Origin of the sequence: Paenibacillus urinalis, from assembly GCF_028747985.1 — a bacterium.
Lineage (GTDB): Bacteria > Bacillota > Bacilli > Paenibacillales > Paenibacillaceae > Paenibacillus > Paenibacillus urinalis.
The window spans coordinates 1583587-1609990 of record NZ_CP118108.1; the positions used below are offsets into that span (position 1 = coordinate 1583587).

24 protein-coding genes are annotated in these 26404 nt (G+C 46.0%); 15 read left to right on the plus strand and 9 right to left on the minus strand.

The genetic code is table 11. The features are described from left to right. The first annotated feature begins 85 nt into the window (after window positions 1-85). From rnhA to PUW25_RS07295, 4 genes are all read left to right on the plus strand, one after another. Window positions 86-733: a ribonuclease H gene (gene rnhA, locus PUW25_RS07280; protein WP_274336862.1), complete on the plus strand. Its 648-nt coding sequence runs from the start codon at window positions 86-88 to the stop codon at window positions 731-733. A gap of 92 nt (window positions 734-825) precedes the next feature. Then, window positions 826-1608 carry a Cof-type HAD-IIB family hydrolase gene (locus tag PUW25_RS07285; protein WP_047910068.1) on the plus strand — a complete coding sequence of 261 codons (783 nt, stop codon included), beginning with the start codon at window positions 826-828 and terminating at the stop codon, window positions 1606-1608. Window positions 1609-1814: 206 nt separating this feature from the next. Continuing rightward, window positions 1815-2243: a hypothetical protein gene (locus tag PUW25_RS07290; protein WP_274336863.1), complete on the plus strand. Its 429-nt coding sequence runs from the start codon at window positions 1815-1817 to the stop codon at window positions 2241-2243. A gap of 24 nt (window positions 2244-2267) precedes the next feature. Beyond that, on the plus strand, window positions 2268-2756 hold the full coding sequence (locus tag PUW25_RS07295) for an NUDIX hydrolase (RefSeq protein ID WP_274336864.1): 489 nt from the start codon (window positions 2268-2270) through the stop codon (window positions 2754-2756). A gap of 24 nt (window positions 2757-2780) precedes the next feature. Here PUW25_RS07295 and PUW25_RS07300 read toward each other — a convergent pair whose 3' ends face one another. After that, a complete protein-coding gene (locus PUW25_RS07300) occupies window positions 2781-4223 on the minus strand; it encodes an amino acid permease (protein ID WP_274336865.1) in 1443 nt (480 codons plus the stop codon). Between the two features lie 242 nt (window positions 4224-4465). Between PUW25_RS07300 and PUW25_RS07305 the strand changes: the two genes are divergently transcribed. The 3 genes from PUW25_RS07305 to PUW25_RS07315 all read left to right on the plus strand — a co-directional run bounded on the left by PUW25_RS07305 (window position 4466) and on the right by PUW25_RS07315 (window position 7313). Beyond that, window positions 4466-4888, plus strand: coding sequence for a VanZ family protein (locus PUW25_RS07305; protein WP_052511700.1), 423 nt, complete (start codon window positions 4466-4468; stop codon window positions 4886-4888). 158 nt (window positions 4889-5046) lie between these two features. Next, window positions 5047-6513, plus strand: a complete 1467-nt coding sequence (locus tag PUW25_RS07310; protein WP_047910064.1) for an N-acetylmuramoyl-L-alanine amidase family protein — start codon at window positions 5047-5049, stop codon at window positions 6511-6513. 158 nt (window positions 6514-6671) lie between these two features. Continuing rightward, complete coding sequence (locus tag PUW25_RS07315; protein ID WP_047910063.1) at window positions 6672-7313, plus strand: alpha/beta hydrolase; 642 nt, start codon at window positions 6672-6674, stop codon at window positions 7311-7313. 71 nt (window positions 7314-7384) lie between these two features. Here the strand turns inward: PUW25_RS07315 and PUW25_RS07320 are convergent, their stop codons facing one another. The 4 genes from PUW25_RS07320 to PUW25_RS07335 all read right to left on the minus strand — a co-directional run bounded on the left by PUW25_RS07320 (window position 7385) and on the right by PUW25_RS07335 (window position 12520). Then, window positions 7385-9013: a type 2 periplasmic-binding domain-containing protein gene (locus PUW25_RS07320; protein WP_047910062.1), complete on the minus strand. Its 1629-nt coding sequence runs from the start codon at window positions 9011-9013 to the stop codon at window positions 7385-7387. Between the two features lie 66 nt (window positions 9014-9079). After that, on the minus strand, window positions 9080-9949 hold the full coding sequence (locus PUW25_RS07325; protein ID WP_047910061.1) for a carbohydrate ABC transporter permease: 870 nt from the start codon (window positions 9947-9949) through the stop codon (window positions 9080-9082). Window positions 9950-9964: 15 nt separating this feature from the next. After that, the gene (locus PUW25_RS07330; RefSeq protein WP_047910060.1) at window positions 9965-10927 is read right to left on the minus strand and encodes an ABC transporter permease; all 963 of its coding nucleotides are present in this window, start codon (window positions 10925-10927) and stop codon (window positions 9965-9967) included. Window positions 10928-11329: 402 nt separating this feature from the next. Continuing rightward, a complete protein-coding gene (locus PUW25_RS07335) occupies window positions 11330-12520 on the minus strand; it encodes a MalY/PatB family protein (RefSeq protein WP_047910059.1) in 1191 nt (396 codons plus the stop codon). A 125-nt stretch (window positions 12521-12645) separates the two neighbouring features. Here PUW25_RS07335 and PUW25_RS07340 point away from each other — a divergent pair, with 125 nt between their 5' ends. From PUW25_RS07340 to PUW25_RS07355, 4 genes are all read left to right on the plus strand, one after another. Continuing rightward, window positions 12646-13719: an undecaprenyldiphospho-muramoylpentapeptide beta-N-acetylglucosaminyltransferase gene (locus PUW25_RS07340; protein ID WP_205053565.1), complete on the plus strand. Its 1074-nt coding sequence runs from the start codon at window positions 12646-12648 to the stop codon at window positions 13717-13719. A gap of 86 nt (window positions 13720-13805) precedes the next feature. Beyond that, the gene (locus tag PUW25_RS07345; protein WP_205053564.1) at window positions 13806-14291 is read left to right on the plus strand and encodes a DinB family protein; all 486 of its coding nucleotides are present in this window, start codon (window positions 13806-13808) and stop codon (window positions 14289-14291) included. Between the two features lie 34 nt (window positions 14292-14325). Further along, on the plus strand, window positions 14326-14628 hold the full coding sequence (locus PUW25_RS07350) for an antibiotic biosynthesis monooxygenase family protein (RefSeq protein ID WP_205053563.1): 303 nt from the start codon (window positions 14326-14328) through the stop codon (window positions 14626-14628). A gap of 55 nt (window positions 14629-14683) precedes the next feature. Next, on the plus strand, window positions 14684-15136 hold the full coding sequence (locus tag PUW25_RS07355; RefSeq protein ID WP_205053846.1) for a GNAT family N-acetyltransferase: 453 nt from the start codon (window positions 14684-14686) through the stop codon (window positions 15134-15136). A 151-nt stretch (window positions 15137-15287) separates the two neighbouring features. On the opposite strand, the gene PUW25_RS07360 is transcribed toward PUW25_RS07355, so the two are convergent. Further along, window positions 15288-15830, minus strand: a complete 543-nt coding sequence (locus PUW25_RS07360; RefSeq protein ID WP_205053562.1) for a cysteine hydrolase family protein — start codon at window positions 15828-15830, stop codon at window positions 15288-15290. A 114-nt stretch (window positions 15831-15944) separates the two neighbouring features. After that, window positions 15945-17030: a Gfo/Idh/MocA family protein gene (locus PUW25_RS07365; protein WP_047910054.1), complete on the minus strand. Its 1086-nt coding sequence runs from the start codon at window positions 17028-17030 to the stop codon at window positions 15945-15947. A 329-nt stretch (window positions 17031-17359) separates the two neighbouring features. Between PUW25_RS07365 and PUW25_RS07370 the strand changes: the two genes are divergently transcribed. The 4 genes from PUW25_RS07370 to PUW25_RS07385 all read left to right on the plus strand — a co-directional run bounded on the left by PUW25_RS07370 (window position 17360) and on the right by PUW25_RS07385 (window position 24332). After that, complete coding sequence (locus PUW25_RS07370) at window positions 17360-19081, plus strand: ABC transporter ATP-binding protein (RefSeq protein WP_047910053.1); 1722 nt, start codon at window positions 17360-17362, stop codon at window positions 19079-19081. A gap of 430 nt (window positions 19082-19511) precedes the next feature. Beyond that, window positions 19512-22424, plus strand: a complete 2913-nt coding sequence (locus PUW25_RS07375) for a 2-oxoglutarate dehydrogenase E1 component (RefSeq protein ID WP_047910052.1) — start codon at window positions 19512-19514, stop codon at window positions 22422-22424. Window positions 22425-22430: 6 nt separating this feature from the next. Next, the gene (odhB, locus tag PUW25_RS07380) at window positions 22431-23693 is read left to right on the plus strand and encodes a 2-oxoglutarate dehydrogenase complex dihydrolipoyllysine-residue succinyltransferase (protein WP_047910051.1); all 1263 of its coding nucleotides are present in this window, start codon (window positions 22431-22433) and stop codon (window positions 23691-23693) included. A 111-nt stretch (window positions 23694-23804) separates the two neighbouring features. Then, window positions 23805-24332 (plus strand): YfiT family bacillithiol transferase, encoded by a 528-nt coding sequence (locus PUW25_RS07385; protein WP_047910050.1) that lies wholly within the window; start codon window positions 23805-23807, stop codon window positions 24330-24332. 96 nt (window positions 24333-24428) lie between these two features. On the opposite strand, the gene PUW25_RS07390 is transcribed toward PUW25_RS07385, so the two are convergent. Both PUW25_RS07390 and PUW25_RS07395 read right to left on the minus strand, forming a co-directional pair. After that, window positions 24429-25364, minus strand: coding sequence for an alpha/beta hydrolase (locus tag PUW25_RS07390; protein ID WP_274336866.1), 936 nt, complete (start codon window positions 25362-25364; stop codon window positions 24429-24431). 44 nt (window positions 25365-25408) lie between these two features. Continuing rightward, window positions 25409-26380 carry a type I phosphomannose isomerase catalytic subunit gene (locus tag PUW25_RS07395; protein ID WP_274336867.1) on the minus strand — a complete coding sequence of 324 codons (972 nt, stop codon included), beginning with the start codon at window positions 26378-26380 and terminating at the stop codon, window positions 25409-25411. Between the last annotated feature and the right edge of the window lie 24 nt (window positions 26381-26404).

The following is a 26404-nucleotide window of genomic DNA, read 5'->3' on the forward strand; positions in this document are numbered from 1 at the left end:
AACTTAGGTGTTCTTTTTTGCATCCAGGGCCGTAAGAAGGTATTGTAGATAATAACGCGCGTTAGGGAATCATATGGAGGGAAATATGGCGAAGCAAAAGTATTATGTGGTATGGGAAGGAAAAACACCCGGGATCTATACCAGCTGGCCAGCATGCCAGCAGCAGGTGAACGGAGTGACCGGTGCAAAATATAAAGCTTTTGAATCCAGAGCAGAGGCTGAAAAAGCTTATGCCAACGGATGGAAAGGCATATGGGGAAACACCGCAGGCAAATCTCAAGGCAGTGGCTTCCATAAGGGAGCATCCGCTTCGATATCTGCCTCTGAAATCGATTACGATAGTATTTCTGTGGACGTAGGAACAAGAGGCAATCCCGGACCGATGGAGTATAAGGGTGTAGACACCCGGACAGGAGATGTCTTGTTTAGTGTGGGTCCTATTCCGAATGGGACCAATAATATTGGAGAGTTCCTCGCCATTGTACATGCTCTGGCGTATTTACAGCAGCAGGGCAGCAGCAAGACCATTTACAGTGATTCTGTGAATGCAATGAAGTGGGTCAGACAGAAGAAGGCGGCAACGACCTTGAAGCGGGATGCTTCCGCCCAGCAGATTTGGGATATGATTGATCGGGCAGAGAAATGGCTTGCCACTCATACTTACAATAATAAAATATTAAAGTGGGAAACCAAAGCATGGGGAGAAATCAAGGCTGATTACGGGAGAAAATAAACATGCTGCATTTGCCTTGCACCTCGCGATAACAAGCGAAAATTGTACTTAACACACACAACAACACAGCAACGATGGAGGATGTTACAACCATGACCTATAGAGTAGTATTTTTTGATATCGATGGAACATTAGTCAATGATGAGAAAGTAATTCCACAAGATACGATCGAGGCGATCAACGAATTGAAGGCAAAAGGGACTGACGTCTTTATTGCTACCGGAAGAGCACCGTACTATTTTACGAAATACATGTCCCAGCTGGGTATTGATTCTTTCATTAGTCTTAATGGTTCATATGTTGTCTATAAAGGCGAGATGATATATTCGCATCCTATACACACGAACACACTTGAGAGATTGGAGAACAGCGCTCTGTCGTACAATCATCCCATTGTCATGCAGGGAGCTGAGGCTGGATTCTCCAATATGGAGCTTCACGAGTTCATAGCGGCGTCCTTCCAAACGCTTCAAGTTGAAGTACCGGGTTACAAGACGGGTTACTGGAAGGAAGCTCCAATCTACCAAGCACTCCTGTACTGCCAGGAGCATGAAGAGCATCTGTACACGGCGAAGGAAGCGGGTTATGACGATCTTCATTTTGTTAGATGGCATAAGTATGCAATGGATGTCATTCCGGCAGGTGGCTCAAAGGCTAAGGGAATTGAGGCGGTCCTTAAGCATATCGGACGATCCAAGGATGAGGTTGTTGCTTTTGGCGATGGCTTGAATGATGTGGAAATGCTGTCTTATGTCGGACTTGGGATTGCTATGGGAAATGCGAATGATGAGGTTAAATCCTATGCGAACCATGTGACAAGCTCGGTAGACGAGAAGGGCATTCGCAGAGGCCTGGAGCATGCAGGGTTGCTTTAATCTAACCTTATTATGTTGAAGTGAGCAGAAGATGGATCCGAACAAGGATCCGTCTTTTTTTGTATTTTCTTTCACGTGAAAAATCATTATTGCTATTTATTTCAGGTTACACAAGTCTTATGAGCAAACTCTATTTCATTACAACATGACAGCAGGTGTGTTTGCGTTTTTACTAAAAAATTTACATACAAGGGGAGAACCATTACATGAAAAAGTGGATATATATGTTATTATTGTTGGTAACCTTATTCCTGTTCTTATGGGATTGGATTGATCGCCCGCGTCCGTTCGACGATGCTGCAATGGTGAGCAAGCTAACCGAAGCTCAAGCCGGAGATCGCATTGAATTAGAAGAACTAACCCCATTTTCTTGGGAAGAGCTGTACATATTCGGTCCTTATCTAGATCCTTCGTCAATTGATGTTCGTAATATGGATGAAGTGCCTGATGGTATTCAATATTTAGACTCCATGACACTACTCGTCTTTGTCCGTAATAACACAGCAATACGTTATATCGAGCTGCCACGTTCAGCCGGGGACTTTGAGACGGGCTTGTATGAGCAAGCCATCAAGCAGAAGAATGCGGTATTTATACAGAATGAAGATTCTAAGCTGTGGAAGCTGGATGATTAGATTATCTCGAGAAGGAGGATGACTATGTTCTACGTCAACGCAAGAGCTTTTGTTGAGCGGGACAGCAAGCAAGGAACTGAGCTTGTTATTCAGAGCCGGAACAAACCGGGGCAGGAATATCTTGAACTCCCTGGAGGCAGAATCGAGCTGTACGAACCGATATATCAAGCGCTGATCAGAGAAGTGGAAGAGGAGACAGGACTTAAGGTGACTCGCATTGAGGGCGCTTCCAAGCGAATCGACACGACCGGTATTAACCCTGACTTTGAAGTAGAGGTTGTTGAGCCCTTCTGTGCTCATCAAACAACAAAGGGCCCTATTGATTCGATAGGAATGTATTTTATATGCAAAGCGGAAGGAAAACTCCTCGAAGCAGGAGATGAATCGCTGAACCCGGCCTGGGTCAACGTAAAGCATATAGCCTCCATGATGGAGCAGAATCCTCTTCAGTTTTCGGATATCGACCGGGCAGCCTTGATGTTCTATCTGAAGCATAGAGTCGTTCGTGATTGACTGACGACTGAATCTGATCGATTTTTATCGATTGTGCTTTGCTTTTCTGACACGGTCAGGGAAGCGATGCCGATCTTTCTTTAGCTGTTCAATGAGATGCTTATCCGTCTTATGTGTCTGATTCCTTTTTCCTTCCTTACTCCAGATCTTGCTGTGCATAAACCAAGTAATCAACCCAATACACGCGATGAACAAGAAGCTGATCCAGAAACCAGGCCGACTCGTGCTGTGGAACAGTGTTCCTGTTATAGCTAGCAGGATAAGAAGGATGCCGCCGTATCTCTTGATCTGTCCAAATGCAGTAAGCTTTAGAAGCTTACCTGCGGTGATCAGGATAAAAGTCCAGTTGAATAGAAGCATCAGGCCAGCGGCCGTTGTAACATATTCGTACAGTGTGCCTGGAAGCAGCAGTGCCAGAACGATGGATGCACATAGTGCCGCTGCAGTCATTCCAAACGAGTAAACCGGGAAACGCTTCTTCACCTTTTTGGCAAAAAGAGGAGGGGCGTCTTTGTCTTGTGCAAGCGTGATCAGCATGGTCGTTACCGCATATAAGGACGCAACCATCGTAGAGAATCCAGCAACAATCAGAACTCCGTTCATAATATGGGGTACGAAAGGTAGATTATATGTGTTCAGAGCTTGGATAAAAGGACTTTCCTTCGTACCAAATCCGCGCCAAGGCGCGATGGATACGACTAGAAACAAGGAGATCATGTATATGACCCCCAGCAGAAGGATCATCGTTCTGCCAGCTTTTTGCGCCTCCTTAGGCTCCTGTAATCGGAGGGCCATGAGCCCCATGACCTCAATTCCGCCAAAAGCATAGAATGAAAATAGAAGTGCTGCCCATGCGCCCGTCAAACCGTTAGGGAATAAATCCAGGGCAGATACCGGCATTTGCGGTTCTATGCCCCCCGACAACCACCCGAATAGCGCTGCAGATCCCAGCACGATGAACATGAGGATCGCCGCGATTTTGATAACGGCTGCTACACTTTCCAGTGGATCAAACAGCTTGTTACCAATGATCACTACAATCAGACCCAATATCGCGAATCCAGCAGCGAACATCCATACCGGAATTTGAGGAAACCAGAAACGGGAGAACAGGGAGAGTGCGGTCAACTGACTGCCCATAATGAGCAGCTCGGAGCACCAATAAGCCCAGCCGCTGCTAAATCCTGCCCAGCGCCCGTAGGCTTTTTTGGCATAAGATCGGAAAGACCCCTGTTCCGGGGACTTGGCAGTCATTTGTGCGAGCACATCGAATACACAGTATGTTCCTGCAGCGGCCAGCAGAAAAGTCAGGAGAACTGAAGGACCTCCGATTTCAATGGCAAGTGCGGAGCCGAGAAAATATCCCGTACCAATGGTACAAGCCACTCCAAGCAGAGACAGCTGCCACCATTTGAGGTTTTGCCCGCTCTTGGCTTGATCGTTTGCGCTCTCTTTGCAACTGCTCATCTAAGAAGCTTCCTCCTCTGTGTCACATATCTTTTCTCAATCGTGTTTTAATATGGTGTTGATGACGAGAAATGATACATGTATTTGTTTCATGTCTAAATTTCTCGAAATTCGATTGAAAAAATGACCTGAACCAATTGGCAAAATATTGTAATTCGTCTATGATAGAACATAGGCAGGGAAATTCAGTATTTTTCGGGAATGTTGTCGTTAAATCTTATACTGTCAAGAGGTGCGGCATCGTGCAACGGACAACCATGGTACGTATTCTTCTTATAACATACAGTTTGCTGCTTCTATACTTCATGTTTGCAGGCTTTAATCGCTCGGTCCATATCGATTATCGCTATAATATGGTCCCTTTTCATACCATATCGAAATATTTGGCGAATGTGTCAGCACGTAATCTATTAGACACACTTATTAATTTAGTCGGCAATGTCGCCGTGTTCATTCCTTTTGGATATTTAATCCCCGCTGCCTTTCCGAGCAGGTGGAGCTTCATCAAATTTCTATTATTATTTACTGCACTTATTATCGTGCTGGAGACCGCCCAGATGCTGCTCAGAGTTGGAACAGGGGACGTTGATGATCTGTTCTTAAACGTCATAGGCGGATCGATCGGTTATGGAATCTATCGTCTCTTCACAAATGCCGGTATTTAACCGATAAATGTAGTATTTACTTCGTCTTTCTAAACTTCGAAAAATAAAGAACGGATCATGCAACAAATTATGCTAAATCGCGTTTTTAATAGTAGATGATGTAAAAGGATGCAGGATGCTGGTGATATTACAAGACGACCAAAAGGATGTGTGAGAGTTTGAAGAGGATTTTGCTGTTTATGTTGTTTTTTGTAGGGTTGTGGGTGCTTCCTGGTTTAAGTCATGCGGAGGATGGACAAGCGAGTATCTATCTAAATGATAAGAAGCTCGGGGGTTCAGACAGTTCCAAGATTGAGATCATTAACAAATCAGTTATGATTCCAATCCGTATGGTCGCTGAAGAAATGGGATACACAGTCGGTTGGGAGCAGAAGACAGGAACGGTCACAATACAGCAAAATGGCACCGTCATCAAGATGGTCATCAATGACAAGAACGCTCTGGTGGACAACCAGTCGGTTGTTCTTGATAATGCACCTGGCATTAAGAGCAAGACGACGCTTGTGCCGCTGCGCTTCGTTGGAGAACAGTTTGGACTGCATGTGAGCTGGGATAACCAGACGAAGACAGCAAGCTTGAAGCAAATTACCGGTTCAGGAGGAGGAAGTCAGCCTCCAGCAGGATCGGGCAATGCGGGTCAGGGCGAAGAGGGGAATATCGATCAAGGACTGGCACAGATATCCGGGATTAGTTTTAGCGAGAACAGGCTGCTCGTAGCAACTAGCAGCACGGTTACCCCGCGAGTATTTACTATGAGTGGACCGGATCGCATTGTAGTCGATCTTCCGAATACGGAATTTGCTGCAAACTTTGGTAACGATCTTAATGCACAAGCATCGGGCTCCATCCAAGTGACGGATTATCCGATGGTATCACAGATTCGATACGCTCTATTCAGCACAGATCCTTCAACCGTTCGGATCGTAATGGATATGAACGAGACTACCGGATATAAGGTAACACAAGAGGGGACAAGCCTTCTGATCGTCGATCTGAATCACGATACGAATCTTCCAGACCCGGTAATACCGGAGACGCCATTGCCTGAGACACCAGGTACGGGAACAGGTAATAATACAGGTTCAGGCAAAAAAATTGTTGTTCTGGATGCGGGACATGGAGCGCATGATGGGGGAGCAGTTGGAATCACAGGTAAACTTGAAAAAGATTTTACCTTGTCACTTAGCTTAAAGATTGAAGCTCTGCTCCAGAATAACCCGAATATCGAAGTCATCATGACTAGAGATGGTGATACTTATCCGGAGCTTGTGGAGCGGGCCAAGATAGCGAATAATGCGAATGCAGATATTTTCATTTCAGTGCATGCGAATTCGGTGGCGGGATCTCCTTCCGCAAGCGGCACCGAGACTTATTATAAGAAAAGTGAAGATAAAGCACTGGCCGATATTATTCATAAGCATATGAGCAAAGCAACGGGACTTAAGGATCGAAAAGTAAAATCAGCGAATCTGTCCGTACTGCGAAACACAGATATGCCTGCAGCCCTACTCGAGGTCGGTTTCTTATCGAATAAAGCAGAGGAAGCAACCTTATTCAACGAAGATTTCCAGGACAGAGTTGCGAAAAGTATTGTGGACGGAATTAAAGAGTATTTGAAATTATAATTAATATATCCTAGGTTAACAGGAGGCATCTGCTCACGAAGCAGATGCCTCTTTTGCATTTGATGATTTCTTTTACGTTGTTTAATAAAAATGGATTCTATTATTTTCCAGTTTACGATATAATGGGTTGTGATATTGTGGAAAGCGAGGTGTAGTTCGTGGAGCATCATACTTTTTATGAAGAATCATATTGGGGTACAGATGTACGGATCAGACAAACGACACAGGGCTCAGACACACTTGTTGTATTTCTTCCTGGACAGAACTACTCCTGTGAACTACCCGTTCTGCATTATGCTGTTCAGAGCGCAATTGAACAAGGATTGGACGTCTTGTTAATGGAATACGGATTTCAAAGCGCGCGCGTTGCTCTAGAGCGTGAGCAGCGATCTATTCTTGAGGAGGAAGTATTTGAGACCGTACAGCACTACAGTGAAGGTTACGACAAGCTGGTATTTGTAAGCAAGAGTCTGGGAACACTGTTGGCAGGTTATGTCTCACAGCATATTGAAGCTCCGCACCTTTCGCATTTATATCTTACCCCGCTTGACGGTACGCTGGATTACATTCTGCGTTCTTCCGGACTGGTTATTTACGGAACAAAGGATTCATTGTTCAGTGAAGAGAGCAGAGCGAAGCTGGAGGCACATGCCTCGGATCAATTGGATATTATTAAAATTGCAGATGCGGGCCATGGCTTGGAGGTAACAGACGTTCGAAGGTCTGTAGAGCACTTAAGCCAGCTGGCAGGAGCCTATTCGAATTTCTTTGATACGATTAAGAATTCAGCTTATTTATAAATAGAAGTAATGATAAGAGGGAGCAGCCGGAATTCCGGCTGCTCCCTTTGGTAAAGCTAACTCAATGTTCATTAACGTGCTTGATAGCGTTCGTATGCATCTTGGTTGATCTTGATGACCTCTTCGATTCCCATACCCTTAATCGTTTCTACAAACTGATCAAAGTTCGTGAGAGGTTCGTCACCCAAGATGAACTTGGTCATCATTTCATCCAGATAAGTGGTTACCTGACCCATAATCTGCGCTTCTTTTCGAGCCTCTTCCTCTGTTTTGCGCAGCGTTGGAAGTGCCATGGAGTAATCGGCTTCCATCCAGACCTTATTCGCTTCCTGCTGCTGCTCAAATGCCATCAGACCATCCAAATAACGTGTATCCTGGTTCATCGGTCCGTCCATAATGGACAGCGCGTAGCCAGCTAGTGCTTGATCATAAGTCAATCCATCCGGATTTTTAAGAATGGTATCGGTAAACTGAATGCTGTCACCCTCGACAGTATAGCTCTCGCCTTCAATACCGAAGTTAAACAGATCGTGACCTTCAGGACTGTAATTGTAGTCCATCCACTGGACGATGGCTTTAATCTTGTCTTCATCCGCAGAAGTTGTAATGGCTTCTCCATACGTAAGGACCTTGGTATCGAAACGGAAGGTACTGCGAGAGATCCCTTCAGTATCTTTAGGCCAAGGAGCTCCAACAAGGTCGAATTCCGGATCATCAGCCATTAGGTTGAGATACTTGGCCATACCGCTGAATACACCACCATAATAGGCTCCTGCTTGATGATTGGTTATTTTATAGTCAAATGCTTTACCGTCATTGGTCATAATTTCAGGATCAATTAAACCTTCCGCATACCATTTCTGCATCGTCTCAAGGAAGTTTTTAAACCCTGGCTGAATTGGACCGTATTCAATCGTATCTCCATTAAGCTGGAAACCGCCCAGGACCCCGAAGGAAGGAGCAAAGTCATACAATTTACTCATATTGCCGGGACCCCAATTCGCTGTGAAGGGAAGCTCATCCTTCTTGCCGTTGCCATTTGGATCTTCTTCCCGGAAAGCCTTCAGCACTGTGTACCATTCATCAATCGTTGTAGGCGTTTTCAAATTGAGCTTCTCAAGCCAGTCTTTACGAAGCACAATACCTGTCGTTGCATTCAGCTTCACTGCATCCGTACGAAGATAGGGGAACATGAAGATGGTTCCGTCATCCAGTGAGATTTGTTTACGGACAACCTCATCCTCTTCAATAATCTTCTTCAAGTTAGGAGCATAGAGATCAATATATTCATTCAGCTTGATAATTCTGCCGTCTGCGAGCAGCTTCTCTGGTCCTCCTGATACGTCTGCCCAGTTGTAATAGATTACGTCAGGCAGCTCATTTCCTGTAACGAGCAGGTTGAACTGGTCCTTTTGCTGTCCAAGTGGTGGATGCGTGAAGTTAACTTTGATGCCGGTTCTTTTCTCTTTCTCCTGATAAGCCTTCACATCCGTGAATCCGTTGCCTGAAGCAATCTTGGCATCATTGGCACGCCAATAGTTAATTGTCATCGGCTCTTCAACAATCGGAAGCGGTATTTCCGTAATCGCTTGCTCGCCTTCCTCCGGTGCAGGGCCCTCTGCACTCTCGGACCCTCCGCAGCCGGCTAACAGTCCCGTAGTCATCACCGCAGTTAACATTAAGGACAAGAACTTTTTCATATGAACCCTCCTTGATTATCTATAGATTAAAGCGGGCAGCAAATAGGCTAGGAGTATGCGCCAGCTTTATTCTTTAATGGCTCCGATGAGTGCTCCTTGCACAAAATATTTCTGGATGAAAGGATAGATCATCAGAATAGGAAGTGTAGAAATAATAATCGTTGCATACTTGATATTCTCACCGATTGCAAATCCGGTATCGTTGGCAGAACCCATGGCTTCCGTGCTGTTACTGAGCAAAATATCCCTCAGCACAATTTGAATCGGATACAGCTCCTGTGATCTTAGATAGAGAAGCGGACCCATAAAATCATTCCAGTGGTCTACCGCATAATACAGGGTCATTACAGCAAGGATCGGTTTAGATAAGGGAACGACAATTTGCAGAAGAATTCTGAAGTCATTTGCTCCGTCAATTTTGGCGGATTCGATCAGTCCAAGCGGAATGTTCATAAAATTCGTACGCATGATGATAAAGTTGAACGTATTAATCGCTGCGGGAAGGATCATTGCCCATCTTGTATCCAGCAGACCTAAATTTTGAACAAGCAGGAAGGTTGGAATCATTCCGCCGCTGAAAAACATAGTGAATGTAATCAGCTTCATGAAGAAGCTGCGTCCGTATAAGTCAGGTCTCGACAGCGCATAAGCTGCGAGTGTTGTCATCACCAGGTTAAGGGCGGTACCGACAATTACATAGAACAATGTATTTAAATAACCGCTATAGATCTTGGGATTCTGGAAGACTTTAGTGTAGGCCTCAAAAGATAAGCCTTCAGGAATCAGCATAAGTGAGCGGCTGGCAAGCAGCTGTTCTGGATCACTAATGGAAGAGTTGAAGATGTAGAGCATCGGATAAGCGCACAGCAGCATAATCAGAATGAGCAAGATATAGTTGATGCTGTCAAATATATGTTCTCCAAATGATTTTTTCATCGTATGCACACCTCTCTACCACAGACTGGTTTCATTAGCTTTGCGGCTGATATAGTTCGCGCCGAGCAAGAGGGCAAAGTTAATGATTGAGTTAAACAAACCTATAGCAGTGGAGTAGGCTTGATCCCCAAGCAGCATCCCTTGTCTGTAAACAAACGTCGATATAACATCAGAGGTCTCATAAGTGGCTGCCGTCTGCATTAATAGAATTTTCTGAAAGTCCGCATTCATAATGCTGCCCATACGCAGGATGAGGAGCACGACAATGGTTGGCATAATACCTGGCAGCGTGATGTGCAGGAGCTGTCTCCAGCGGTTGGCACCGTCCATCTTGGCTGCTTCATACAGCTGAGAGTTGATTCCGGCTAGTGCTGCAAGGAAGAGAATCGATGCCCATCCTGCGCCCTGCCATACATTAGACAGAATGTACAATGGTCTGAACATGTCCTTATCTGTGAAGAACATAATAGGTTCAAAACCAAAGAAGCCGCGGATGATGTTAAATAAGCCGCCGTCCAGAGAGGAGAAGGTCTTGAGCATACCAACGACAACGACAACGGATATGAAGTGAGGTAAATAACTGACCGTCTGCACTGCACTCTTGAAGTAGCGATTACGAACCTCATTCAGTAACAGTGCAAGAATAATCGGAGCGGGGAAACCGATCACCAGACTTAGTACGCTCAGGATCAAGGTGTTGCCCATCAGTCTCCAAAAATTATAGCTCTCAAAAAACATCGTGAAATTCTCAAATCCAATCCAATTACCGCCCATGATCCCTTTAGCAGGACTATAGCCGCTCTGGAAGGACAGCAGGATTCCGTACATAGGTCCGTAACAGAAAATAAGGTAGAACAAGAGAACGGGAACAAGCATCAGATATACATATTTGTTACGTATAATCTCTCTTTTTAAAAAGTGAAACTTGCTCTTGGTTTGTACGGTTTGTTTCACCGCCAAGGGATTGTTCATTCCCATGGTTCAATTCCTCCCCTAGTAATGTACGACATCAAACACAAATGAACCTTAATGAACAGGCTCGATGTAAATAGATACTAAATTCAAGCGCTTACATTGTCAATATTTTGTTTTAAATAAACTTAATGTAAATATTTGCAGGATCGTCTGAAATGAGCGTAATATTCTACTATTTAAGGAATTGGGGTGTTTTTCAGAGAATAAGTGGCTGCAAAAAAGTGATATATGAGCAAAATTGTGTTCTTGAGAATTCATTTTCATAACTCTCAAATGATGAACGTTGATTCGGTATATGCTTGTTTAAAATAAATGTTAGCGTGATGCCGCATATAAAGACGTATAAAAAAGAGAGCGCCGATGACCTGTGTCGGTCATGACGCTCTCTATCACTTCACTAGCTGATTATCGATTAAGCATGGCCTCGTGCAGCTGCTGCATGGCCTCTTCCAGCATGCTTCGAGGACAAGCCACATTCATTCGCATAAAGCCTTCGCCTTCCTTGCCAAAGTCTGTTCCGCTGCTAAACACGAGTCCCGCCTTCGTCACGAGGAAGTCAAACAGCTCCTTGTGCTCCATTCCTAAACTGCGGAAATCAATCCATAGCAAATACGTAGCTTCCGGCATGGAAACCTGGCATTCTGGAATGTTCGTCTTAAAGTAGTTGATCACGTATTCAAGGTTTCCATGGATATATTCAAGTGTGCTCTCAAGCCAAGGCTCGCCTTCCCGGTAAGCAGCTTCTGTAGCGGCAATTCCGAAGAGATTCATGGAGCCCATCGAACGTTTATCAATCATATTCTTGAATTTTAACCGCAGCTCTTTGTTGGCAATTACCACACTGGACGTATGCAGACCTGCGATGTTGAAGGTCTTGCTGGCAGCAGTGCAGATGATCGAGTGCATCTTGGCTTCTTCAGATAGTACAGCATAGGGGATATGCTTCCCTGATTCAAATACGAGATCGGAATGAATCTCATCCGAGATCACGATAATATCGTGCTTCACCGCGATCTCCATCACGGCATTCAGTTCTTCACGACTCCATACCCGGCCTACGGGGTTATGCGGGCTGCATAGAACGATCAGCTTGACTCCATCCTGTGAGGCAGCCTGTTCGAGATGCGTAAGATCCATTCTATACTCACCCTGCTCGTGAATCAGCGGATTCTCTACCAGCTCTCTGCCATGTGTTTTGGCAAGTTTATGGAAAGGACCGTATACTGGAGGCTGTATAATAATTTTGTCGCCTGGTTCAGTAAAGGCTTCAACCGCTATATTCAGAGCCGGGACAATACCGGGTGTATATACGAGCCATTCCGGCTCAATTTTCCAGCTATGTCGCTTGTCCATCCAGGCAGCAATAGCTTCATTAAATGATGGAGCAGGCATAGCATATCCAAGTATGCCATGATCTACGATATTGCGAAGCGCCTTGAGCACAGGCTCAGGTGCAGTAAAGTCCATATCGGCAACCCATAGCGGGATGGCATCGGGTGCGCTGAAGAGGGGCTGAAGACCGTTCCATTTGACAGAGCTTGAATTCTTACGATCTATTCTTTGATCGAGCGGATGATTCGTATCCTTGTTTTGCATGTGGTTGTACCTGCTTTCTCCAAAACGGTTTGATTGTATATGTAACGATTAAAGGATATGGGTGTCCATTTGTGAATATTATCTAATAAACAGCGGGCTAACGCAATGTGACAGGAGAGTTGTTCATGAAGTCTAAGAAAATTGTATTTACCGGCGGGGGCTCTACGGGTCATGTCACGGTTAATCTGGCGCTGATTCCGTATTACCAGGAGCAAGGCTACAGTGTTCATTATATTGGTTCAAGACAAGGGATTGAAGCTGAGCTGATCGGCAGAATGGAAGGTGTGAAATACAAGGGAATCGCGACAGGGAAGCTTCGCCGATACTTCAGTGTCGAGAATGCAAAAGATTCCTTACGTGTGCTCAAGGGTGTAAGAGAAGCTTATCAATATTTGAAGAAAATCAAGCCTGGAGTCGTGTTCTCCAAAGGGGGATTCGTATCCGTACCCGTGGTGCTTGCCGCGCGGATACTGCGTATTCCTATTGTCATTCACGAATCGGATCTCACTCCGGGGCTTGCTAACCGCATTGCACTTCCCTGGGCAGATTATGTATGCACGACCTTTCAGGAAGCAGCAACGCAGCTTAGAAAATCAAATGTCGTTCATGTAGGGGCTATGATAAGACAGGAGCTGAGAGAAGGTAATCGTCAGCGTGGGAGAAGCCGGCTCGGTTTCTCTGATGATAAGCCCGTACTGCTCTTTATGGGAGGAAGCTTGGGCGCGAAGAACTTGAATGAAGCTCTATACCACATCATTCCTGATTTAATCTCTGATTATCAAATTATTCATATTTGCGGTAAAGGGCAGCAGATGGGGGCTCCAGTCACTGATGGATATCACGTGTTTGAATATGTGCAGGAGGAACTGCCTGATCTGATGGCGGCAGCGGATTTGGTCATTTCGAGAGCCGGTTCGAATTCTATCTTCGAATTTCTGGCGCTTCATAAGCCGATGCTGCTGATCCCTCTTTCGGATAAAGTCAGCCGCGGAGATCAGATCATTAACGCTCGGTCGTTTGAGGCTTCAGGTTATGCCCGTGTCTTACTTGCTGAGGATCTGACGGCATCCAGTTTGCTGAATGCCATCCATGATCTTGATCGGAACCAAGAGAAATACATTCAGAATATGCGTGCTTATCGTACATCCGATGCGATGACGAATATCATTAAGGTGATTCAGCAGGCAGAAGTAAAATAAAAGCAGGAACCCCGCACTTTTTGACGAATATCCACTCTTACAAGATTGATTAATGACTGAATTCTCTAGAAGAGGGGATGAAAGCCGTGAATAGAGTGCAGAAGAATTCGTTGATTGCTTCATTTCATGAATGGCATGATTGGATCCGCAGATGGAGCATGCAGCAGAATGCACCTTGGGATCAGCCGATTGCAGAAGGCAAGTGGACCGCTCGTGAGATGGTGTGCCATATGATGAGATGGGACCGTTATTTTTGGGAGGGCGCGATATCCATCATTGCGTCGGGGGAGAAGGAGCAGATTCAGATTCAGCAACTGGACTATGATCTGTTTAATGAAGCTGCGCGTGAATATGCCCGTAAGATATCAACAGAGGAGCTAATGCAGGAAACGCTGAAATATAGAGAGCTGATCATTAGAAGCTTATACGAGCTTGTGGATGAAGATTGGTCTTATCCCTATAAAGGGCTGGACGGTAACCCATTTACATTACAGGGTTATGTAGAGGATTTTATATGGCATGACAGGCATCATATGAAACAGCTTGAATCGATGCAGCAGCTTGAGGCATAACACGGTTTAGGTTACATCGGAGGGATACAGGATTATGATTCTCGAAAGTGCAATGCTATACATCAGAGCAGGATTAGAGAGCGATTTTGAACAGGATTTTGCCAAAGCTTCCGCTATTATTTCCAGCATGTCGGGTTATCTCGGACATGAATTGTATAAATGTATGGAGTCGGATCATCAATATCTATTACATGTCAGATGGAATACTCTGGAGGATCATACGATCGGATTCAGGGGGTCCGCTGAATATCTAGAGTGGAAACAGCTGCTTCATCATTATTACGAGCCTTTTCCAGTGGTGGAGCATTTCCAGAGAGTTAATCTGAACCGAGTATAAAATGGAAGATGGCGGCTTACATCAAGGGGGAACCGTTTTGAAGAGCAACTTGGATATCAACATTCGCGGGCTGCAACCTAACGAGCCGATTCCGTATTCCATGCTGTTATTAGCCGATCCGTCACGGACTGTGGTGGATACATATATTGACCGCGGCCAATTATACGTTGCTGTAATCGATCAAACAATCGTTGGTGTAATGGTTCTGCTGGATACGAGACCGGGTACGATCGAGATTGTGAATATTGCTGTTGCAGAAGAGTGGCAGGGCAGAGGTATTGGCAAAGCCTTGCTTCAGCATGCGGTATTTCAAGGCAGGCAGCAAGGGGCGTCTACGCTTGAGATTGGAACTGGAAATTCAAGTCTCAATCAATTAGGTCTCTACCAGCGTATGGGTTTCCGAATGACGGGTATTGACCGTGGTTTCTTCACTAGGCACTATGAGGAGAAGATTGTGGAGAACGGCATTCCCTGTGTGGATATGATCCGGCTGGCGATGGAGCTGTAGTTACGAAGTTATCCAGTAATAAGAATAAAGCGGCAGCGAAAAAGAGCCGTCCCAGTTTGATATGCTCCCCTTAGGTAGACAGGTGAAATAATAAAACCTGTTTACCTAAAGGGGAGTTTTTCATGTCCAAAGTAAATGAGTTCTGACTAGATTAATTGAATCCTTTGGCAAGGATGTCTTCTGTCTTAATTAATTGAACAAAACGTCCACCAAGCATTTGATTATGGTGCTTGATGATATCTGCGGCAGGCAATACTTTGCTGTCGAATGTACTGTGTGCATCGGAGATCAGCACATTATGATGATAGCCTAGACTGTATGCGCCACGTGACGTGGTATCTAGACAGAATTCAGTCTGCATACCGCAAATAACCAGCTTTTGAATGTTCAGTTCTTGAAGCTTGGCTAGCAGCTCTGTTTGATAAAAGGCGTCCCAGCTGGATTTTCTGACCACACTTTCATTCGGCTGGGGGGCAATGCTTGGATGAATGTGCCAGGTTGGTTTGCCTTCGCTAAATTCGTCATCTGATTTACTCGTATGCTGTATATAGATGACAGGCAATCCGTCCTCACGGGCTTTTTGAAGGAGGCGCTGGATATTGCTCAGCACTTCTTCTCCATTATGTAAGGGGAGTTCGGGATCAGCAAACATGGCATTCTGAACATCAACGATCATTAAGGCGGTGGAAGTCATCAGTTACTCTCTCCTTTGGTGTCAATGAATAATCATTATTCAAGAATATAACAAAGCGCATAATATGGGAAGAAAAAAAGCCTCCTTCTCTAAATGAGAACAAGGCTCTGTGAATTAAAAATCGGGTATGACGATTTCGACTTCTTTTTTGGCAGCAGAAGAACGCAGCACTCCATCAATAATCGCCTGATTGTATAGGATTTGCTCGCCTGGAATGGGCGCAGGCAGTCGTTTCTGGATCGCCTCCGCGTAATCAAACACTTTGGCATGGAACAGGTTGATCTGGTGATGCTGTATTGGAATCGGGCTCTCTGTATGATGGCCGGCGATATCGTGATACAAGGTCATGCTGCCGACACGTCCTTCCCAGCCGCCACTCCAGGGCCCGCTCCCGGCTGGTGTCACTTTAAGCCCGGCGTCCGTCCCGAGAAACATTGTAGGGCCTAGAGTGTCCATATGCATAGCCCAGGAAATTTTGTAGCTGAGCAGAATATCGCCTTCAAGTCTAACCATGGCTGCACCAAAATCCTCAACGTTAAAGATGTGGGACTCCGGATGATATTTGGGGTTCGTGCCAAAATAATTGGAGGTGTAAGCTGACACGGTCAGCGGCTTAGGGTACCCGAGAGCATGAAGGACCATATCAAGCGAATAGCATCCAATATCAGCCATGGCTCCAGCTCCAGCCAGATCCTTACGAATGAAGGTGCCTCCGGGCATTCCGCGTCTCCTGCCGCCGCCTGCTTCGGCATAATATACTTTACCAAGCTGACCGTCCTGTATCAGGCTGCGAATCGCTTGCATATTAGGGTCATAACGAGGCTGGAACCCGACGGACAGCATTTTTCCCGTGCGCTGTGCGGTTTCCACCATTTCAATACCTTGGTCTAGTGTGACCGACATTGGCTTCTCTACCATGACATGCTTGCCCGCATTTAATGCGTCAATAGTAATGCTGTGATGCGAAAAATTAGGTGTGCATATGCTGACTCCGTCAAGATCCAGCTCGAGCAGATGCTGATGATCGTCAAAAGCCTTTGCTGTCGGAAGGTTGGTCTGTTCAATAAACAGTGCGGCTTTTCCAGGGATAATATCGGCTACGGCTACTACTTCAACATAATCAAGCTGTTTATAGGCTTCTGCGTGGGCTCTGGCAATTCCGCCGCTCCCAATAATGCCTATTTTAATTATACGATTCAAGCATCATTCCTCCTTTATGCTCCTTACCACCACGAAACGAATTGAAACCTAATCCTGGATGTTTACAATAAAAATCCTTGCTAATCCGCTGCTATTATTTATTTGCAGTGAATAACGGATGTCAATAAATTGGTTCTATTATTCTCCGCTTACCTATTTAAAATATGCAGTCAGATTCTTAGCCGTATGGCGATTTATCATATTTTTCTTTAATGAAGTGAAAAGCTATAGTAAAATTTGTAATATTCGAGTCAACTAAGGCGTGTCTTAAAACTCTTTTACTGTAAGTATTAATACACACCTAATAAATACTGAAAAGAGTGATGGGTTTGCTTCGCAGATTTTTCTCCTACTACAGGCCGTACCGGCTTCTTTTTACCATTGATTTTATGTGCGCAGTTATCGCTGGACTAATGGAGCTCGGATTTCCTCTCGCCGTCAATTATGTGGTGGACGAGCTGCTCCCTTCAGGTGATTTTGAGAGCATCATCGTGGCCTGTACCGGTTTGCTTGCAGTCTATGTTATTACTGCGTTTCTTCATTTTATAGTGACCTATTGGGGCCACATGCTCGGTATTAATATCGAGACCGATATGAGGAGCCGGATGTTTGATCACCTACAGAAGCTTGGCTTCCGATTCTTCGACAACAATAAGACAGGGCATCTTATGTCACGCATCACGAATGATTTGATGGATATCGGGGAGATGGCTCATCATGGCCCAGAGGATTTATTTATCGCGGTTATGACCTTAATCGGTGCATTTCTGCTCATGCTCGGCATCAACTGGAAGCTTGCAGTGCTTACTTTTATTATTGTACCCATCGTCATATGGCTGGCCCTGTACTTCAATACCAAGATGACCAAGGCCTTCCGCAAGCTCTACGGCAACATTGCTAACTTCAATTCCCGTGTAGAGAATACAATTGGCGGAATTCGTGTTGTACAAGCATTTGCGAACGAGGGTTTTGAGAAGAAGCGCTTTGAGCAGGATAATCGTGAGTTCAGGCTGACCAAGCTGTTCAGCTACAAGATTATGGCCCAGAATATTACGATCAGCTACATGCTGACCAGGAGCATCAACTTGTTTGTGCTGATCTGTGGAACATGGTTTATTTTACAAGGGGAGTTAACCTATGGACAGTTTGCTGCCTTCTTATTGCTGACCAATGTGTTCTTCCGTCCAATCGACAAGATTAATGCGATTATTGAGAGCTATCCAAAAGGCATTGCCGGATTTCAGAGATACATCGAACTGCTGGATACGGAGCCGGATGTTAAGGACAGTAAGGATGCTAGGGAAGCACCGGATTTTGAAGGCAATATTCATTATGAGAATGTCTCGTTCAGTTACGATGACGGCTCCAAAGTACTCAATAAGATCAATCTCAGCATTAAAGCAGGAGAGACCGTCGCTTTTGTAGGTCCCTCGGGCGCGGGCAAGACGACAATTTGCAGTCTGCTTCCGAGATTCTATGAGGCATCAGAAGGGAGGATCACCATTGATGGCGCGGATACGTCCAAGATCACTCTAGCCTCCCTCCGCAAACAGATTGGCATCGTCCAACAGGATGTATTTCTATTTGCAGGTACGGTCCGGGAGAATATTGCCTATGGCAAGCTTGATGCAAGTGATGAGGAGATATGGACAGCAGCGAGACTTGCACAGCTGGCACCAACAATTGAAGCGATGCCGGAAGGAATGGAGACCGTAATCGGGGAGAGAGGCGTGAAATTATCAGGAGGACAGAAGCAGCGGATTGCCATCGCACGAATGTTCTTAAAAAATCCGAAGATCCTTATTCTCGACGAAGCGACTTCGGCACTGGATACAGAAACAGAAGCGGCGATCCAGCAGTCCCTTGCCGAGCTGTCACAAGGAAGAACCACACTCGTCATTGCCCATCGACTGGCTACGATCAAAAATGCAGATCGCATTATCGTAGTTACGCCGAATGGAATTGAAGAGGAAGGAAGTCACGAGGAGCTGGTAGCGAGAAGCGGAGTATACAGCCGCCTGCATACGGCACAATTCAGCGAGCTTAGCTGAGTATAAAAACTTTTTAAGTTAGTTAAGATTGAAGAGAAGACAAATTTTACAAAATAAAGCCCACATTTCAAAACAAATTTGTTTCTTAAATGAAAGGGCTTTATTTTTTTGTCATCCTCATGACATTTTGATAGAATCATTATTTGCTGGTATAGCAGGGGTTTGAAGTGATTCATCTAAAAAATGCATTGATTACCTTTAAAATTGGAAATGCTCTCAGCAGCAATAGTTTATAGAATAAGGGTAGAATCTTACAGCTTAGAAGCATTATTCACAAAATCCTCTAGCTCGGAGGAAACTCTGGAGAAAACAGCGATAGATGTTTTCTTCGGCAAATTGCTTTATAATCAGAGATTGAGTTTAATTTTAGAAATTAAGAATGATTTTCCGTCCTGGCACAAACCAAATATTTTGACGGAGGGAACGTTAAATGGCTAACGAAGATGGCAATATGCAAAGCCCATGGAAAACATACTACGGACCAAACTTCGGTTACGTACAAGAACAGTTTGAGATTTATAGTGCTGACCCCGAGGCAGTTGATGCTGAATTCCGCACGCTTTTTAAAGATTGGGGACCGCCTCCTATGGATGTTGGTACCGATCACAATCACGGACTTGCTTCATCAGGTACAGGGAGTAGTGCAAGTTCGGGAGTTGTAGATCTACAGCTGTTACAGAAAGCGGTTACAGCGGGGAAGTTAGTTCAAAATATCCGAAGATTCGGACATTTGGTTGCTGATATCGATCCGCTCCAGCTGGATGTCAAGACAGAAGAGAGCCTGCTCACACCATCCAAACTGGGGCTTAGCGAGCAAGATCTACGAGCTATTCCTGCCTCAATCATTTGGGAGAATGCAGATTCACAGACCATGACTGGATTAGACGCAATTCAGCGATTGCGCGATATATATACAGGGCCACTGGCTTACGAGTTCAATCATATTCAAGATGAAGAAGAGCGTAACTGGCTGTATCAGAGCATTGAGTCAGGTGCTCAGGCTGCTCAGCTGACCTCGGATGAGCGTAAGTCGCTCCTGGCCAGACTTGTGGAAGTGGAACAGTTCGAACAGTTCCTGCACAAGAATTTTGTAGGGCAGAAGTGGTTCTCTATTGAAGGGAACGATGTGCTCGTTCCGATGCTTGATAAAATTATAGAGATCATGGCTGAAGCAGGATCCAGTCATATTCTGATGGGTATGGCCCATCGTGGACGGCTGAATGTGCTTGCGCATGTACTCGGCAAACCATATGGCAAGATCTTCTCGAAATTCCACCAGGCGAACAATAAAGATCTTGTTCCTTCGGAGAGCTCATCTGGCGTTAATTACGGATGGACGGGAGACGTGAAGTACCATCTGGGTGCAACGCGCTATGTGAAAAAAGGCGAGGTCGTTCAAGCCAAGATTACGATGGCGAATAACCCGAGTCATCTTGAATATGTGAATCCTGTGGTTCAAGGCTTTGCACGGGCAGCTCAGGATGACCGAGGACAGGCAGGATATCCGAAGCAGGACGTTACTAAGGCAGCAACGATTATAATGCATGGAGATGCTGCATTCCCGGGAGAAGGAATCGTTGCCGAATCTCTGAACCTGAAATCGCTGAAGGGATACCAAAATGGCGGCACGATTCATATTATCGTAAACAATCGGATCGGGTTCACGACAAACAGTGATGCATCACGTTCAACGATGTACTCCAGTGACTTGGCTAAGGGATATGAGATCCCAATCATACATGTGAATGCAGACAACCCTGATGCGTGTATGGCAGCAATCCGCCTTGCGAGCGAATATCGTAACAAATTTAACAAAGACTTCCTGATCGACTTGATCGGATATCGCCGTTATGGACATAACGAGACCGATGATCCGGAAACAACTCAACCACTCGTGTACAGTAAAGTGAAGAATCATCCAACCGTATGTGAGTTGTATGCGGAGGTTCTGGTTCAGTCGGGAGCTGGTGAGAAGGAGCTGTTGACGAATCTAAGAAATGCGGCTCAGAACCAGCTGAAGCAGGCCTATGATGAAGTGAAGCAAGGAACTGTAAGCCATGAGGAAGTACATGACAAGGTCGATGCCGGCAGCACCGAGCTGCAAAGACCGGAGCGGCTGACTAATGCGCAAACGGCAGTTCCGATCGAGAAGCTGCGCGAGATTAATGCTGAGCTGCTTAAGTGGCCGGAAGGCTTCAAGGTATATCCTAAGCTACAGCGTATTCTGCAGCGACGCCAGAATGCTCTTAACGAAGGTGAAAAAGTGGATTGGAGCTTGGCGGAAACACTCGCTTTTGCTACCATTCTGGCTGATGGTAAGCCAATTCGGATGTCAGGGCAGGATTCCCAGCGGGCTACATTTGCTCATCGCAATCTGGTGCTGCATGACTCCGAGACGGGCGATTCCTACAATGTACTTCATCGTTTGCCGCAAGCCAAGGCTTCCTTTGCTCTATATAACAGTCCTTTGTCAGAGGAATCTGTGGTAGGCTTTGAGTATGGATACAACGTTTATGCACCTGAGACGCTGGTCATATGGGAAGCACAATTCGGTGATTTTGCCAACTGTGCTCAAGTATTGTTCGACCAATTTGTATCTTCTGGACGTTCAAAATGGTCCCAGAACTCAAGCCTGGTGATGCTCTTGCCTCACGCAAGTGAAGGCCAGGGACCGGAGCATACGAGCGCAAGACTGGAGCGCTTCCTGCAAATGTGTGCAGATGATAACTGGATTGTTGCGAATCTGTCCAGCAGCGCGCAGTACTTCCACCTGCTTCGCCGTCAGGCTGCACTAACGGAGACAGATGATGCGAGACCGCTCGTGCTGATGTCGCCGAAGAGTCTGATCCGTAACCCGCGTGTAGCTTCTCCAGCTAAAGAGTTTAGCGAAGGCAGCTTCCACTCGGTGCTCGAAGAGCCGATTCTTGGAGCAGCTCCTGATAAGGTGGAGCGTATCCTTCTCTGCAGCGGCAAGATCGCGATCGATCTTGAAGAGGCAATTGATAAGGAAAAAGGTGAGGATTGGTCCTGGCTGCACATCTTGCGGGTGGAACAATTGTATCCTTTCCCTGAACAAGAAATACGTCGCTTCCTCGCCAGATTCCGTAATGTGAAGGAAATCGTCTGGACACAGGAAGAGCCGAAGAATATGGGAGCTTGGACATATATGGAGCCAAGACTTCGTGATCTATTACCTGCAGGTGTTAAACTTGATTATGCAGGCCGTCCTGAGCGTTCCAGTCCGGCGACCGGCTTCCAACATGTACATGTCGTGGAGCAACAGCAAATTTTGTCCAAAGTATTGAAGCAAAGTTCAAAGAAAAATATTCCACTGGGGAGGTAGCTTGCTGTGAGCGAAATTAAAGTACCGGCTATGGGAGAATCCATCACGGAGGGAACAATATCCAGATGGATCGTTAAAGAAGGGGATACCGTCAATCAAGGAGATGTACTGCTTGAAGTAGAGACGGATAAGGTCAACATTGAGATCAGTGCGGAAGAGAGCGGAGTCATTACAAGCATCCTTCATCAAGAAGGGGACACGGTACAGATTGGTGAGACGATTGCACAGTTAGAAGCAGGAGCAGGAGCCAAAGAATCAGCTGCGGCTTCTGCACCACCGGCTCCGGCGCCACAAGCTTCAGAAGCACCACCGGTCTCGGCACCTGTGAAGAATGAGCCCGCTCCCAAAGCAGAGGAAGAAGGTGCCAATGGCTATACAGCCACGCCTTCTGCTCGTAAATTAGCGCGTGAACGCGGAATCGATCTCGACCAAGTGCAAACCCGGGATCCGATCGGACGCATCCATTCTGATGACGTAAAATCTCATGGTTCTGTACCGGCTGCTCCAGCAGCAGCTCCAAGCAAGCCTGCTAGTGCACCTGCCCCAGCAGCAGAAGTAAACCCTGGGAAATCGGTTGAGCGCTCCAAAATGTCTCGTCGACGTGCGACCATCGCTAAACGCTTGGTTGCAGCTCAACAGACGGCGGCGATGCTTACTACTTTTAACGAAGTTGATATGACCGCTATCCTGGATGTACGTAAACGTCGCAAAGACAAATTCAAAGAAAAGCATGATGTCGGACTCGGCTTTATGTCTTTCTTTACCAAAGCGGTTGTAGGTGCCCTTAAACAATTCCCGCTTGTTAATGCTGAGATCGACGGGGACGACATTGTCGTGAAGAAGTTCTATGATATCGGTATTGCGGTATCCGCGAAGGAAGGGCTTGTCGTACCAGTGGTACGCGACGCAGATCGCCTCAGCTTTGCTGAAATTGAACGGAATATCGGAGAGCTGGCTTCCAAAGCACGTAGTAACTCCTTGTCTCTTAATGAGCTGCAAGGCGGAACATTCACAATTACGAATGGTGGAATCTTCGGATCATTGCTCTCTACACCAATATTGAACTCACCGCAGGTTGGTATTCTCGGTATGCACAAAATTCAAGTGCGCCCTGTAGCGATTGATGATGAGCGTATGGAGAACAGACCTATGATGTATATCGCGCTGTCTTATGATCATCGAATCATTGATGGAAGTGATGCAGTTCGATTCTTGGTTACTGTGAAAGAATTGCTTGAAGATCCGGAATCCCTTCTGCTAGAAGGATAATGCCAAGGTTCTCTTGAATAAATAAGGACAGGCCGCAACGTTTGCTGCGCCTGTCTTTTTTTTATACCGTGATGGAGTTCAATGAGAAATATTTCAAGGGGGAGATTGGAAATGAACAATGATCTGAGGTATCCGATTGGTTTGGAAGTAGAAGATTCACCTACTGAAGAGAACCGCAGGATGTGGATAGACAACATTAGAATGCTTCCAGCGAGACTGCAAGAGGCAGTATCAGGATTATCGGATGAACAGCTCGCTACGCCGTATCGGCCTGAAGGCTGGACAGTTCATCAAGTCGTTCATCATGTTGCAGACAGTCATATGAACAGCTTTATTCGTTTCAAGCTTGCGCTTACCGAGAATGACCCCGTTATTAAACCCTATGAAGAGTCTTTATGGGCGGAGACAACTGATGTATCCAATGTGCAGATAAACGCTTCCTTGTCGATTCTAGAAGGCCTGCATTCGCGTTGGACCGCTCTACTGGAGTCCATGAGTGCTGAGCAATACGATCGTACTTTCTATCATCCTGGATTACAGAAGAAGCTGACTCTGGGAGAGTGTGCGAGATTGTACTCATGGCATAGTCTGCATCATACGGCGCACATCACATCGCTGCGCGAACGTATGAATTGGTAAAGAAGAATAGCCCTTCTGCTCAATGCAACGTTTGGACGGCATTGGCAGAAAGGCTATTTTTGATACACGGCGGGAATACTCTCTAACGGCTAGAAGCTATGCTCGCTGCTGCATATGCTGCTCCAGCCAATCTACGATATGCTGCTCCACTTCCTTGCGGTTCACCTCGTGCAGCATTTCGTGTCTTCCATCAGGATAGAGCCGATATTGCAGATCGGCAAATTGCAGCTCCCGATAAGTCTCAACCAGACTCATAACCCCTTTGCCATACATGCCCACCGGATCCCGCTGACCCGAGAAGATATACACTGGCTTATCCTTGGGGATCTTGCTCATATGTTTGGGCAGATGGATCTCCATTAACAGATCGAAGAAGCACCGGAAAAAACGAGTGGTACATATCGCCCCGCACATCGGATCCTCAACGAATTTTCTAACTTCCTCTTTATCATTGGATAACCAGTCAAAAGGGGTGGCTGCAGGACGAAAGGCGCGGTTGTATCCGCCAAAAATAATTGCGTTCAAGAGAAGACTGCGATGCTCTTGCCCCTGTAAGCCGGCTTGTAGGGCAGCCAGCCTTTGACCAAATTTGAGAAGACCCCGTTTGCCATTCGTTCCTGACAGGATGTAGCCATCAAACAGATCAGGATGTGCGTACATCAGTTTCTGAGTAATAAATGACCCCATACTGTGTCCTAACAGAAATAGCGGCAATTCAGGCTGTTCTTTGCGTATAAATTCACCAAGTTCAGCAACATCCTTTACCATCCAGTTGAACACATCCGGACCGCCGTCGCCCAGCATGCCTTGTGCCATGCCTGTTAGACCGTGACCGCGATGATCATTACCATAGACGATATATCCATGGTCCGTCAAAGTACTGGCCAGCTCTTCATAACGCTTCGCTGTTTCACACATACCGTGAGCAATTTGTACGATCCCTTTGACCGGTATATGATCCTCCGGAGTCCAGCGATATACAAAGATATTGACTTCGTCACTATCCAGCAATTGAAACGTGTATTCCTGCATGACCGAGTAGCCCTCCTTGATGTTTGGCTTGTTCCAGCCCTATTTTACGGAAGATAAGAGCGCAGCACCGTAGCTTCACCAGATAGTTGGTAGCTCCCGAGGCTGGAAGGAATCAAGTAACATTGACCCGCTGTAAGGGCAAGACTTGCTCCGTCATTCCATGCAAGACTGCCAGTTCCGTCACATACGACGAGTATAGTGAAGCTGTCCTCGGTCGTATTTAGATTCCATGTTCCCGAGACAATGCCTTTCTCCACCACAAAATAAGGACATGAAGCAAGAGTAAGCCACTCTCCTGGAACGGCATGATTCGTCTTCATGGATGTTGCCCCTGTAGATTCAAACTTCGTAACATTCAGTGAATCTTCAATATGTAGTTCCCGAGGCTTACCGTCGAGTCCTGGTCGATTGTAATCATATATACGGTACGTGGTGTCTGAATTCTGCTGAATTTCGGCGACGACGACTCCAGCACATAGGGCATGGACCGTACCTGCTGGTATAAAGAAGGAATCGCCTGCCTCAACCGAGACCTCCTGCAGTGTATCCATTACCGTGCCGTTATTCAGGGCAGTGCGGAGTTGATCGTTGGTTACTTGTTCTTTGAGCCCGTATATGATCTTGGCACCTGGCTTGGCATCAAGTACATACCACATTTCCGTCTTTCCAAGCTCTCCCTTGGGCAGTCCTTCATAATCATCAGTCGGATGCACTTGGACAGACAGATCATCATTACAGTCGAGCAATTTAATGAGCAGCGGGAATCGGCCGCCCTTTTCAGAAACGCCTTTTGTGCCGAGCCATGATTTACCGTATTGCTCTCGAATCTCGTCAAGTCCTGTGCCAGCAAGCTCGCCATTCATGACTTTGGTTGTTCCATTTGGATGGTCGGCGATCATCCAGCCTTCGCCAATATGCCCCTCGGGAAGAGATAAACCGAATTGCTCTAGAGCGCGTCCTCCCCAGACTCTCTCTTTAAATTCAGGTTCAAATTGCAATGGGTATGGTGCTGTCATACTGTCCTCTCCTTAACATATGAA